At 60.8% G+C, this 13,291-nt stretch carries 12 protein-coding genes; 2 read left to right on the top strand and 10 right to left on the bottom strand.

What is annotated here, in order from left to right; translation table 11 throughout:
* Nucleotides 1-206 precede the first annotated feature (206 nt).
* Nucleotides 207-1,478, top strand: coding sequence for an EpsG family protein (locus tag FJU30_RS20235; RefSeq protein ID WP_150436780.1), 1,272 nt, complete (start codon nucleotides 207-209; stop codon nucleotides 1,476-1,478).
* A 356-nt stretch (nucleotides 1,479-1,834) separates the two neighbouring features.
* Here FJU30_RS20235 and purF read toward each other — a convergent pair whose 3' ends face one another.
* From purF to FJU30_RS20180, 10 genes are all read right to left on the bottom strand, one after another.
* Entirely contained in the window at nucleotides 1,835-3,352 is a 1,518-nt protein-coding gene (gene purF, locus FJU30_RS20230; protein ID WP_150436779.1) for an amidophosphoribosyltransferase, read from the bottom strand.
* Between the two features lie 32 nt (nucleotides 3,353-3,384).
* Complete coding sequence (gene cvpA / locus FJU30_RS20225) at nucleotides 3,385-3,876, bottom strand: colicin V production protein (RefSeq protein WP_150436778.1); 492 nt, start codon at nucleotides 3,874-3,876, stop codon at nucleotides 3,385-3,387.
* A gap of 317 nt (nucleotides 3,877-4,193) precedes the next feature.
* A complete protein-coding gene (gene dedD / locus FJU30_RS20220; protein ID WP_150436777.1) occupies nucleotides 4,194-4,919 on the bottom strand; it encodes a cell division protein DedD in 726 nt (241 codons plus the stop codon).
* A 3-nt stretch (nucleotides 4,920-4,922) separates the two neighbouring features.
* A complete protein-coding gene (folC, locus tag FJU30_RS20215; RefSeq protein ID WP_150436776.1) occupies nucleotides 4,923-6,188 on the bottom strand; it encodes a bifunctional tetrahydrofolate synthase/dihydrofolate synthase in 1,266 nt (421 codons plus the stop codon).
* Between the two features lie 86 nt (nucleotides 6,189-6,274).
* A complete protein-coding gene (gene accD / locus FJU30_RS20210) occupies nucleotides 6,275-7,189 on the bottom strand; it encodes an acetyl-CoA carboxylase, carboxyltransferase subunit beta (protein WP_150436775.1) in 915 nt (304 codons plus the stop codon).
* A gap of 223 nt (nucleotides 7,190-7,412) precedes the next feature.
* Nucleotides 7,413-8,075: a DedA family protein gene (locus tag FJU30_RS20200; RefSeq protein ID WP_150436774.1), complete on the bottom strand. Its 663-nt coding sequence runs from the start codon at nucleotides 8,073-8,075 to the stop codon at nucleotides 7,413-7,415.
* 80 nt (nucleotides 8,076-8,155) lie between these two features.
* Nucleotides 8,156-8,977 (bottom strand): tRNA pseudouridine(38-40) synthase TruA, encoded by an 822-nt coding sequence (gene truA / locus FJU30_RS20195; protein WP_191091654.1) that lies wholly within the window; start codon nucleotides 8,975-8,977, stop codon nucleotides 8,156-8,158.
* The gene (locus FJU30_RS20190; protein ID WP_150436773.1) at nucleotides 8,977-9,987 is read right to left on the bottom strand and encodes an aspartate-semialdehyde dehydrogenase; all 1,011 of its coding nucleotides are present in this window, start codon (nucleotides 9,985-9,987) and stop codon (nucleotides 8,977-8,979) included. Before FJU30_RS20190 ends, truA begins: the two co-directional genes overlap by 1 nt.
* An 87-nt stretch (nucleotides 9,988-10,074) precedes the next feature.
* Nucleotides 10,075-11,211 (bottom strand): 4-phosphoerythronate dehydrogenase PdxB, encoded by a 1,137-nt coding sequence (pdxB, locus tag FJU30_RS20185; RefSeq protein WP_150436772.1) that lies wholly within the window; start codon nucleotides 11,209-11,211, stop codon nucleotides 10,075-10,077.
* A gap of 42 nt (nucleotides 11,212-11,253) precedes the next feature.
* Nucleotides 11,254-12,093 carry an AraC family transcriptional regulator gene (locus FJU30_RS20180; RefSeq protein ID WP_150436771.1) on the bottom strand — a complete coding sequence of 280 codons (840 nt, stop codon included), beginning with the start codon at nucleotides 12,091-12,093 and terminating at the stop codon, nucleotides 11,254-11,256.
* Between the two features lie 153 nt (nucleotides 12,094-12,246).
* Here FJU30_RS20180 and FJU30_RS20175 point away from each other — a divergent pair, with 153 nt between their 5' ends.
* Nucleotides 12,247-13,176, top strand: coding sequence for a DMT family transporter (locus tag FJU30_RS20175; RefSeq protein WP_150436770.1), 930 nt, complete (start codon nucleotides 12,247-12,249; stop codon nucleotides 13,174-13,176).
* The last annotated feature ends 115 nt before the right edge of the window (nucleotides 13,177-13,291 follow it).

The following is a 13,291-nucleotide window of genomic DNA, read 5'->3' as shown; positions in this document are numbered from 1 at the left end:
GTCCGGCACGGTCGACATTTTCGCTGACCGTTTGCACCCACGGCAGGCCATCATCCTGCATGGAGAAAACGCATCCGGACGGCCGACGAATCGCGCCCCGCCCGGCGTAAAATATAAAATTTGCCGGTTTTCACTAAAACTCACTGTGGTCAGACCGGTGACCATGCTAGTTTGCCCGTCAGAAGAATTAACCACGGAATTAAACCATGCTGAACCCGGCCAGCCATTGCGGCGCGGCCCCCGCCGACCAATTAATGGCCCAGGCCGCTCGCTGGCTGCTATGGTCGCTGGCCGCGCTCGCCTTTTATATCGCGCCCTATATTGCCACGGTGGTCTGCGTCGGTCTGATCAGCGCCGCGACAATCCTGCGCCGGCAATCCGGCAATACCCTCAACGCCGCGGCTTTTGCGCTCCTGACGCTAGCCGCCGTCGTGCCGCTGGCCAGCAAAAATCTCGAGCCGATCATGAACGACAAGGTCAATTATTATCTCGAGATGCAGCTGGGCAGCGGCTATAGTCTGCTGGAATGGCTGCAGCGATTTAGCGGCACGGATTTTCTCTCCCACTTTTTGTTTAAACTGAGCGCCAGCCTGGTCGGCGTCAATAACGCGGCGTTCGCCGTCGTCTTCATCGTCAGTTTCTCGGTGCTGGCGATCGGCGTCTACCGCCTGTCGCGCCGGTGGTTTGTCGCAATCCTGTTCCTGTTCTGCTGTCAGTACAACTTTCAGGGGCTATACGGTAACCTGCTGCGACAGGGGCTGGCGCTCTCCTTCCTGGTGCTGGCGGTATCCTGCCGGCGCCGGCGCGACATGCTGCTATGGATTATACTGGCCTCGCTGAGCCATTTTTCGGCCTGCCTGTTCCTGCCGTGGCTGCTGCTGCCGCAGCGGATGAAAAACGTCAACACCCTGACCGCCCTGGGCATTTTCGCACTCTGCTACCTGGCCGGCAGTATGCTGATGCCGAAACTGCTGGCCGTCGTCGGCAACGATTTTCTTGCCACCCGCGCCGAGGCTTACGTCAGCGGCGACTACGGCAACGATCCGGCGCGCAAAATCATGGTGACCCTGCTGTACATCGGCGTGGTGGAATGCCTGTTTATCTTTAGCCGTCTCCGGCTGCGCGCCGCCTCCCCCGACTTCAGCCGCACGGCCGGCGCGGTGCGCCTGATGTTCCTCTACAACTGCGCGATTTTCTTCACCACCCGCAGCTTTGCCGAAGTGTCAAACCGCTACTCGTTCAATATGATGATCTTTGTGCTGATCTATATGGTGCTGGTCTGCGGCCAGCTCAGGGACGACGTCAGCCGCACGCTGCTGGCCATACTCTGTTTTTCGCTCGGCGTCGCCTCTTACCTGTATATTAATCAGATCGGCGTACAGCAGTTCTGGTTCGGCGACCTGCAATCGCTGCTGACGGATAGCCTGCCGACGGTGCTCAGTAAGCTGGGCATCGCCGGCGACGCCGCTGCGATCTGATGCCGACGGCGGGTAAAACGATGGAGAGCGGGAAAACCTGCGGGACCGGAGGGAAAATGCGAACAGGGAAGAAAAAAGAAAGGGGCTGGCGCCCCTTCCCTTCAGACTGACGACGGCGTTCGTTATCAGGAAGATCGCGGCAAGGAGCGTAGCGACGTTAACCGACGGATCGCCCTCCGGCGCGGCAGATCCCGGTATCCCCGGCTCAGCGCCGACGCGGTCAGCAAGCTCAAAAGAATGACGTCACTCAGGCTCGTTGGCGGCGCCTGCGTATCCGACACCGCCGCACGGCTCCCGCTTGTGCGGGGGGCGGCGGCACAGAAAGGCGCCAGCGAGACGCTGGCCCTATCCGTCAATCAACCTTCGTTGTGCAGTTCCAGATCTTCGACTTCGTTCTGATCCTGCAGCGCCTTCGCATCATCGTTACGCAGCGCGTCCAGATAGTCGAGATAACCCTGGTCGACATCTTTGGTGACGTAAATACCGTTGAACACCGAACACTCGAACTGCGCGATATCGGGGTTATCCTCGCGCACCGCGTCAATCAGGTCGTTCAGGTCCTGGAACACCAGCGCGTCCGCACCGATAAGCTCGCGGATTTCATCCACTTCACGCCCGTGGGCGATCAGCTCGTTGGCGCTCGGCATATCGATGCCGTAGACGTTGGGGAAGCGCACTTCCGGCGCGGCCGAGGCCAGATACACGCGTTTGGCTCCCGCTTCGCGCGCCATCTCCACGATCTGCTCCGACGTGGTGCCGCGCACGATGGAGTCATCCACCAGCAGCACGTTTTTATCGCGAAACTCGGCGCGGTTGGCGTTCAGCTTACGCCGCACCGATTTCCGCCGCGCCTGCTGGCCCGGCATAATAAACGTACGCCCGACATAGCGGTTTTTCACAAACCCCTGGCGGTATGGCTTATTGATAATGCGGGCGATTTCCAGCGCGATATCGCAGGACGTCTCCGGGATCGGGATCACCACATCGATATCCAGCTCTTCCCAGAGGCGGGCAATCTTTTCGCCCAGTTTCTGGCCCATGCGCACGCGGGCGCTGTAGACAGAAACTTTGTCGATAAACGAATCAGGCCGGGCAAAATAGACGTATTCGAACAGGCAGGGGTTGCTTTTCGGATTTTCCGCGCACTGGCGGGTGAACAGCTGCCCTTTCTCCGTGATGTACACCCCTTCGCCCGGCGCCACATCGCGCAGGAACTCGAAGCCCAGCGTATCCAGCGCCACGCTTTCAGAAGCGACCATGTATTCGTCGCGGCCGTCGTCCAGCGTGCGTTTGCCGATCACCAGCGGGCGAATGCCGTTCGGATCGCGGAAGGCGAACAGGCCGTGGCCGATCACCATGCCGACGCAGGCGTAAGCGCCGCGCACCAGGCGGTGAGTGGCGGCAATCGCCGAGAAGATGTTATCGGCTTCCAGCGGATAGTGCTGAAAACGGTCCAGCTCAACGGCAAAAATATTCAGCAGCACCTCGGAGTCCGAGGTGGTATTAATGTGGCGCCGCCCCTGCTCAAATAACTTTTTGCGCAGTTCATGTGCGTTGGTCAGATTTCCGTTATGGGCCAGAGTGATGCCGTACGGAGAGTTTACATAGAAAGGCTGCGCCTCTGAAGCGCTGGAACTGCCCGCGGTAGGATAGCGGACATGCCCGATACCCATATTCCCCTGCAGACGCTGCATATGGCGTGCTTCAAACACGTCTTTCACCAGACCATTCGCTTTACGCAAGCGGAAGCGATTCAGGGCATCAATAGTAACAATGCCCGCGGCATCCTGCCCACGGTGCTGTAACACCGTTAACGCGTCATAAATCGACTGGTTGACCGGTGTAAAACCGGCGATACCGACAATACCGCACATGGTGTATTTTCCTCATCAGCGCTAACCGCGGCTCATATATGCCGCGGCAGAAAACTCGACGTGCTTTGCAGATAGTCAAAAAACCACCTGATAATATAGCTGAACTGCGGGATCAACTGCGATTGCTTCCAGTCGGCGCTTTGCGAAAAGCCGGTAAATGTATCGAGAAAGAACAAAATGGCGGAGACAATCAGCACCCCGCGCAAGGCCCCGAAACAAATCCCCAGCACCCGATCGGTGCCGGACAATCCGGTACGCTCAACCAGCGATCCAATAACATAGTTAACGATAGCGCCGACAATTAGCGTGGCAATAAACAGAATGGCAATGGCGATGCCGTTACGCACCAGCTCATCTTCAAACCGGGTAAACCAGACCGCAAGATAAGCGTAGTAGTGACTGGCAATAAAAAACGCGCATCCCCAGGTCACCAGCGAAAGCGCTTCGCGCACAAAACCACGGATCAGGCTGACAAGAGCCGAGAATCCGGTAATGCCAATAATGACGTAATCAACCCAGTTCATGAACTATCCTAAGCACAAACGGCTTTAACACGGTTAAGCCGTCGCGGCGCATTCTAACAGAAAAAGAAAACGTTTGCGTAGCACATTTACCCGCAGATAGCGGCCAAAAAAACGGCGAACGGCCGCGCGGTCGGCGCAGACCGCCGGCCGACAAACCAACGCCTCCGGCCGGGACGAAACGCACGCGCGCCCGGCTAAGGCGAACGGCCGACGACGCGCCGTTTTAGCGTCGGCGCGCCGGCATCCCGCCCTGACGCCGTCCCGGATGATCGATCCGGGACGACGGTACAGGTTGCTCAGGCCGGGTCGACGATCGCTTAACGTACGCCGTACGGCCTGACCTGTCCGTTCAGGCCGGTCAACTGCCGCAGTTCGCTCAGGGACGACTGCATTTTTTGCTTCGACGCATCCGGTCCGACGTAAATGCGGGTAATCTGTCCCGACACCGCATTCGCCGGCACGGTGTAGGCCCGGTAGCCCGACAGACGCAGCTTCGCCACGATCTCGTTAACTTTATCCGCGTTCTTCAGCGCACCAAGCTGCACCACCCAGGCCTGGCCGACCGGCGCGGTTTCCGGCGTTTTGCTTTCCGTGCGGGGTTCCGGTTTCGTTTCCGGCTTCGGCTCCGGTTTAACCTCCGGTTTAACCTCCGGTTTTGGCTTCGCTTCCGGTTTCGGCTGCGGTTTCGGCTCGGCGGGAACCGGCTTCTGCACCGGGCGCTCCACCGCCGGCGGCGTCACCGCAACGGGCGGCGGCGTCTGGGGCGCGGTCGGACGCGCCGGCGCGCCGTCTTCCGCCGCATCCTGATCGTCGCTGTCCATCATGGCCTCCGCCCCCTCCGGCGGCTGGCTGGGCAATGACTGGCTCAGCGGCGGCAATGCGTCCATTTCATCGCTGTCGCCGGGCTTCGGCACCAGCGGTATGGCCGCGAACTCATCCTCGTAATGCTTCTTTTTACCGTCCAGTAAACCAGGCAATACAATCACGCCCAGTGCAACCAGGATAATGGTCCCCGCCAGACGGTTCTGAAATTTACTCGCCATCGGTTACCTCTTGTCCAGCTCATCCATCACATGCGCCACGGTGTGAAACGAACCGCACACCAGCACGATATCCTGTTCGCCGGCGTCCGCCATCGCCTGCCGCCAGGCGCTGGCCACGTCGGCGAACTGACGCGCGGCGGGCAGATGCCGGGTCAGCAGTTCCGCACTGGCGCCGCGCGGCCCTTCCAGCGGCGCGCAGTACCAGTCGTCGACCTGCGGCCGCAGGCGCGCCAGCGTACCGGCTATGTCTTTATCCGCCAGCATGCCGACCACCGCGCGCACGCGTCCTCTGGTCGGCAGCCCGGCCAGACGTTCGGCCAGATAGCCGGCCGCATGGGGATTGTGCGCCACATCCAGGATCAGCGTGGGGTTTTCTCCCGCCAGTTGGAAACGACCGGGCAAGGTGGCCTGCCGCAGTCCCTGGCGGATAGCCGACTCATCGACGGACAGCGGCGAGTAGTGCAGCGCCGCCAGCGCGCTGGCGGCATTGGCGAGCGGCACCGCGGGCAACGGCAGATCGCGCAGCGTCAGCTCGCCGTCGCCCTGGCGCACGCGCCAGTCCCAGCCCCCGGCGCGCGCCTCAATGCGCCAGTCCCGATCGCGGCGGTACAGACGCGCGCCCTTCTCTTGCGCGACGGCGGCGATCGACGCCGGCATATCCGTCTCGCCCACTACCGCCGGCCGGGCGGCGCGGAAAATGCCCGCCTTCTCACGCCCGATGCTTTCGCGATCGGCGCCGAGCCAGTCGGTATGATCCAGCGCGATGCTGGTCACCACCGCCACATCGGCATCGACGATATTGGTGGCGTCCAGCCGCCCGCCGAGGCCGACTTCCAGAATCACCACGTCCAGCCGCGCCTGACTGAACAAATGCAGCGCGGCCAGCGTGCCGAACTCGAAATAGGTCAGCGAAACCCCGCCGCGCCCGGCTTCAATCGCGGCGAACGCCTCGCTGTGCCGCGCTTCGGGCAATTCTTCATTCTGGATACGCACCCGCTCGGTATAGCGCAGCAGGTGCGGAGAACTATAAACGCCAACCCGCAGCCCGGCAGCGATCAGGATCGCTTCCAGCGTACGACAGGTGGTGCCTTTACCGTTAGTGCCGGCCACGGTAAAGATCCGCGGCGCCGGCCGCAGCAGATTCAGACGTTCGGCCACCTGAGCAATACGTTCCAGTCCCAGATCGATCGACTGCGCGTGCAGGTGTTCAAGATAATGAAGCCACGTGGCCAAAGGCGACGTGGCTTGAGGAATGCGAAGATTTTTCATGAGTCCCGTTCACTGGCTTACGGATCATTGATACAGCGGCCCGATCGCAGCAGCGTGGCGCAACCCGGCCGACTGTTCATCCTGTGTTACGCCTCGTCCTGAGGTTCGGCGGTCGCCGCCTCTGATTTTATCTCCGACATTTCCGACGGTTCCGGCTGGTTCGTCAGTCGGGAAAGCAGCGAGGCCAGTTTAAAACGCATCTCCGGGCGGCGCACGATCATATCGATGGCGCCCTTTTCAATCAGGAATTCGCTGCGCTGAAAGCCCGGCGGCAATTTCTCGCGCACCGTCTGTTCGATAACGCGCGGCCCGGCAAAGCCGATAAGCGCTTTCGGTTCGGCGATGTTCAGATCGCCCAGCATCGCCAGACTGGCGGACACGCCGCCCATGGTGGGATCGGTCAGCACCGAGATATACGGCAGACCGCGTTCGCGCATTCTGGCCAGCGCGGCGCTGGTTTTCGCCATCTGCATCAGCGACATCAGCGCTTCCTGCATACGCGCGCCGCCGCTGGCGGAGAAGCACACCAGCGGACAACCGTCTTCAAGCGCCTGCTCCACCGCCCGCACAAAGCGCGCGCCGACCACCGACGCCATTGAACCGCCCATAAAAGCGAACTCGAACGAGGCCGCCACAACCGGCATGCCGTAAAGCGTCCCCTTCATCACCACCAGCGCATCTTTCTCTTCCGACTGCTTCTGCGCGGCGACCAGACGGTCTTTGTATTTCTTTGAATCCCGGAACTTCAGCACATCTTTAGGTTCCAGCTCCGTACCCAGCTCAACCTCGCTGCCTTCATCCAGGAAAGTATGCAGGCGCGCACGCGCGGCGAGGCGCATGTGATGATCGCATTTAGGACATACTTCCAGATTACGCTCCAGCTCGGCGCGGTACAAAACCTGGCCGCAGCTATCGCATTTGGTCCACACCCCTTCAGGGATACTCGCCTTACGGGTTGGCGTGATATTGCTTTTATTAAGAATTCGTTCAATCCAGCTCATTGATAACCTTTCTGCTTGAACCTGGCGAGGCCAGTCCGCTGCTCATGTGCCGTCCCTGACAGGATGAACAAAAAATGCCTGCGGCCCCGGCACTGGCGGCGTTCAGGCACTGACGTCAGGGATCGTTCACGGGAACAGACCATAAATGCCGTCCATTAAACCATAACGGCCCGACGCTGTGGACAAAAAACTGGTCGGAACCGCCGCTAAATTTCGTTTTATCTTACTTCGCATTGTTGCGTACCGCCGCGCGACGATGGCGCCAGATCTCGATCACGCCGGGCAGTATTGAAATAACAATAATAGCAACAATTAACAGTTTGAGATTTTCCTGCACCACCGGCATATCGCCGAACAGATAGCCGGCATAGGTGAACAACAACACCCAAAGCAGGGCGCCCGACACGTTGTAGGCAGCGAAATGACGATAGGTCATATGCCCCATGCCGGCGACAAACGGCGCGAATGTTCTCACAATTGGCACAAATCGCGCCAGAATTATCGTCTTACCGCCGTGCCGCGCATAAAACTGGTGCGTTTTTTCCAGATAGCTGCGGCGAAATATTTTCGAGTTCGGGTTGCCGAACAGCTTTTCGCCAAACAGACGGCCGATCGTATAGTTGACCGCGTCGCCCAAAATGGCGGCCAGCACCATCAGCAGCACCATCGTGTGCACGTCCAGATCGTTGGTCGGCAGCGCCGCCAGCGCGCCGGCCACGAACAGCAGCGAATCGCCGGGTAAAAAGGGCGTCACCACCAGACCCGTTTCGCAAAATAAAATCAGGAATAAAATCGCATAAATCCAGACACCGTATTGCGCAACCAGTTCCGCCAGATGCACATCGATATGCAGAATAAAATCGATAATAAAATGGATGAATTCCATAACAACATCTCTCCCGACGCCGCCCGCTCCCTCAGACGAACCCAGTTTATTTGTCCGCTGCCGCTGGCGCCGAACGCGCGTCAGTCAGCCAGAAACAGCGGTCCCATAGATGGCTGAGGCAGGCCGAAACGGGACGGATAGTCCACCGCCACCAGATACAACCCTTCAGCTCTGGCCGTCGCGGCCGCCAGCGTGCGATCTTTAGCCGCCAGCAGTTCGGCGATCCAGCTTTCCGGCTGATTGCCGCAGCCGACTTCCATCAGACTGCCGACGATATTGCGCACCATATGATGGACAAACGCATTGGCCTTAATATCTACCACGATCCAGGCGCCGTGCCGCGTAACCTTTAAATGATTTACATTGCGCCATGGCGTGCGCGACTGGCACTGCACCGCGCGAAATGAGGTAAAGTCATTTTCGCCCAGCAGGCATTGCCCCGCCCGCTCCATGCGCTGCGCATCCAGCGGATGATAAAAGTGCGTCACCCCGCTCGCCAGCACCGCCGGCCGGTAGCGATGATTATAAATAATATAGCGATAGCGGCGCGCGGTGGCGCTGAAGCGAGCGTGGAAATCGTCGTCCACATTGCTGACCCAGCGCACGGCGATATCCGGCGGCAGATTGGCGTTGACGCCCATGGTCCAGGCGGCGTCTTTGCGGACCACCGACGTGGAGAAATGCACCACCTGCCCGGTGGCGTGCACCCCGGCGTCGGTGCGCCCGGCGCAAAATACCGACACCGGCTCATTGGCCACGCATGACAGCGCGCGCTCCAGGCAGCCCTGCACGCTTTCCACTTCGGCCTGCCGCTGCCAGCCGTAGTAACGGCTGCCGTCATATTCGATACCCAACGCAATTTTCAGCGGCGGCGCGGACGCCGCCAGCGACATATCGGACATTAGTACAGATACTCCTGCACCAGCCGTTCGGCGGTTTCAACCGCCATCAGCGCGCCGCCGAAGCGAACGTTGTCGGCCACCGACCAAAACTGCAGCAGCTCCGGGATGCCGTAATCGTTGCGCAGGCAGCCGATGCTGAGCTGCACCTTGCCGGATGCGTCCTCGACCTGCGTCGGGTAGCTCTGTTCGTCGCTCAGTTCAATATCGTCCGCCCGCGCCAGCTCATCGCGCGCTTCTTCCGCGGACAGCGGACGCAGCGCTTCAAGGTGCACCACCTGGGCGTGGCCGTAAAAGACCGGCGACTGAATACAGTTCACCGATATCGGCAACCCTTCGTCCTGCAGCACCTTACGCACCTGATCCACCAGATTGCGCTCTTCGCGCACGCTGCCCTGATCATCCGCCAGCAGCGGCAGCAGGTTGAAGGCCAGCTGCTTCGGGAATACGCCGGGCTCGGCCGGAATACCGCTGAGTAAACGGGCGCTCTGGCCGGCGAGGTCGTCCACCGCCGCCTTGCCCAGCGCCGAGACGGACAGCAGACTGGTCACGTGCAGACGGGACAGTCCCGCCTCGTCGATCAGCGGCTTAATCGCCCTCAGCAATTGGCAGGTCAGGCTGTCGGCGACCGCCACCAGATTGCGGTTACGATAGTCGGCCAGCACCTGCGGGTTAACCGCCGGCACCACCAGCGGCACGTCCGGCTCCAGCGCAAACAGTCCGCTGCAGTCGATCACCAGGCAACCGGCGCTGGCCGCGTCGTCCGCATAGCGGGCGCTGGCTTCCTGACCGGCGACAAAAAAGGCCAGCTGCGCCTGCGCCCAGTCGAAACCGGCCGCGTCGGCCACCGGGCACGATTTGCCGTTAAAACGCAAAACCTCGCCCGCACTGCGCTCGCTGGCCAGCGGGTACAGTTCCCCCACCGGAAATTCACGCTCCTGCAACAACGCCAGCAGCGCGGAGCCAACCGCGCCCGTTGCGCCCAGCAGAGCAATACTCCAGCCGTCAGACATGTGGTTATCTCCCCAAACCTGTAAATGAAGCGACGCCAGGCGATGAGATGGCCCATCGTCTGACTCGCGCTTGTCGAAAATGGATAATCAGTGGCGTGCCGGCACGCTGGCGCTGAATCCTAACCGGGATAGCAAAGCGGCGCTGTCCGCGTCCTCGCAATAAACCTGCAGGGATGACCATTCGCGCCGTTCCTGATACTGTTTGCGCAGACGATCGAAGCCGGCGGGCAGATCGGTTGTCCGGCGCAGCAGCGCATCGTCCCGGCGCACATCATACACCAGATGAACCAGACGCTTTAACGCGGCCTGATCCAGCGGCCGATTGAGCGTGACGGCCGCAAAGGCCGGCGCGGGCAACAGCGACGACAGTTCAACCCGCTGCGGCCGGCCGATAAAGCGGCTCAGCGCCTCAAACACCTGAGTAGTGCCGCGCGCCTTACCTTCCAGGCTGTAGCCGGCGATATGCGCCGTCGCCAGATCGACCCGCGCCAGCAGCTCGGTGGACAACGCCGGCTCAGGCTCCCACACATCAAGCACCACGCTGAGCGCTTTGCCCTGGCGCAGCGTGCGCAGCAGCGCGGCGTTATCGACCACCGGACCGCGACAGGCGTTAATCAAAATGCCATGCTCCGGCATCGCGGCCAGTACGGCGTCATCGACCAGATGACGGCTGCGATACGGGCCGTCGTCATACAGCGGCGTGTGCAGCGTCACAATGTCGGCGCGTTCAATCAGCGCGTTCAGCGCCACGAACTCGCCCTCGTCGCCGCGATCGGCGCGCGGCGGATCGCACAGCACGGTGCGCACGCCCCAGGCCTCCAGGCGTCGCTGCAAACGCGAACCGACGTTGCCGACGCCGACGATCCCCACCACTTTATCGCGCAGGCAAAACCCGTCGCGTTCGGCCAGCATCAGCAGAGCGGAAAAAACGTACTCCACCACGGCGATAGCGTTACAGCCCGGCGCGGCGGAAAAACCGATGCCCTGCGCCCGCAGCCAGTCCGCATCCACATGATCGGTGCCGGCGGTGGCGGAACCGACGAATTTTACCGGCGAGCCGTTAAGCAGCGCCGCGTTCACCTGAGTGACCGAACGAACCATCAGCGCATCCGCCGCGCGCAGAGCGTCCGGCGGAATCGGCCGACCCGGCACCGGCCGCACCTCGCCCAGCCGGCTGAACAGTTCGCGCGCGTACGGCATATTCTCATCGACCAGAATGTTCATATTGCTCTCCGCCTGGCGGCTGCGACATAAAAAATTGGGCTGCTATTCTGCCACCGAAAGCCGGGGATGCCCATCGCTATCCTGTTTTTTCGCTCTGACGCCGGCGGAAAAAGCGCGCGGCCGGTAACCTTCGGGCGATTTTTCCGCCATATGCTGAAACAACACATTCAGCGCGGAAGAGGAGCTATAGCCGACCTCCAGCGCCACCCGCTGCACGCTCATGCCCTGTTCAAGCAAAGAGACCGCGTGCAAAAAACGCAGGCGCTGGCGCCATTCGCCGAACGTCATGCCCAACGCCTTCTGACAGCGCCGGGCCAGCGTCCTTTCGGTGCTGTAAACCCGACGCGCCCACTGCGCCAGCCGCGTGTTGTCGGCCGGGTTCTGCTCCAGCGCCTGCAGGATGGGCAGCAAGAGTTTATCGTGCGACATCGGCAGGTAGTTTTTCTGCCGCGGCGCCTGCCTGAGTTGATCGAGCAGCACATGGCACAGACGCACATCGCTTTTACCGCGCGGCGTATCCAGTCCGCGGGCGAAGAAGTCATCCGCGATGGCGTTGAACACGCTGCCGATGATGATCAGACAGGGCTCACGCGGCAGCTCCGCACAGTAGCGGTCGGCAAAATTGATGGTGCGCGCCGACGCCTGCCGGCGGTTATAGCAGGAGTGCTCCATGTCGGCCGGCAGCCACACCGCCGCCGTCGGCGGCGCCAGAAAACGCTGCCGGGCGATATTTAACGCCAGCACTCCGGATTTCACCACGATCAGCTGCCCCCAGGGATGCCGATGCGGCAAATACTCGGTATTGGCGCAGATCTGCTCATCGTGGAAAAAGAAGCCGTGCAGGGTCGTCGCCGGCTGATAATAGGGTTTATGCTGTACCATCGTTCAGATTGTCTTGTTCCGCTCGCTGAATGTCTGATTAAGACAATATAGAACAAAACGGACAGCGGTAAACTGTCTACGCCAGATTTCAGCGCGCCCGCTGTCTGAAAGATCAAGATAATCACCCTGCGCAGAGTAATGGGATACCGAGTAATGAACGCACTTTTTCCACTGTTCGCCGTACTGATATGGTCAATCAATATCGTCGTTAACAAGCTGTCCACCGCGCTGATCGAACCCGCCGCGATCGCTTTCTATCGCTGGCTGCTGGCATTCCTGCTGCTAACGCCGTTTATGCTGCCCGGCGTTGTCCGCCATCTGGCGGTGATACGCCGCCACGCGCTAAAACTACTGGCGCTGGGGCTGCTGGGCATTGTGCTCTATCAGTGCCTGGCCTACTACGCCGCCCAGACCATCAGCGCGCTGATGATGGGGATTCTCGGCTCTCTGCTGCCGATGTTGACGATGCTGATCAGTATTCCGCTGCTGCGGGTGAAGCCCGGCCGCGGTCTGTTGTTCGGCGGTCTACTGTCTCTATGCGGCATCGTCTGGCTGATTAGCGGCGGCCATCCGCAGGACATTCTCCGTCAGGGCATCGGCCGGGGAGAAGCGATGATCTTCGTCGGCGCCTGCGCCTATGCGCTATACGGCGTACTGCTTAAACGCTGGGCCATTCCGCTGCCGGGCTGGCTGTCGCTCTACTGTCAGATCGCGTTTGGCCTGCTGCTGCTGTTGCCGATATTCCTGCACGCCGACAGCGTACGGCTGACGGCGCAAAATATCCCGCTGGTGGCGTTCGCCGGCATAATGGCTTCGCTGATCGCGCCCTTCCTGTGGATTCAGGGCGTAATGCGGCTGGACGCCAGCACCGCCTCGATATTTATGAACCTGACGCCGGTCTTCACCGCGCTGATCGCGATTATCTTTTTGCATGAGCAATTGCACCTCTACCACCTGGTCGGAGGCGTCGTCACGCTGCTGGGCGTTATTCTGGCGCAGCGATCGCACCCCGGCCGCCGGGGGAAAAAGATCGCCGCCGGCAATGGCGCGGCGCGCGATACCTGCGGCGACCCGCTGGATTAGCGCCTGAGCGCATCGACTTAAACGCCATCCCGGCGCGGTGCGGCAAGAGGCAGTCCGGCGCCAGTCCGGATAAGCGCGCCGGTCGTCTCAGCGATGACGGGTATATCGTCCCTTG

The organism is Affinibrenneria salicis (genome assembly GCF_008710095.1).
This window is presented reverse-complemented; position numbering and strand designations above follow the sequence as displayed.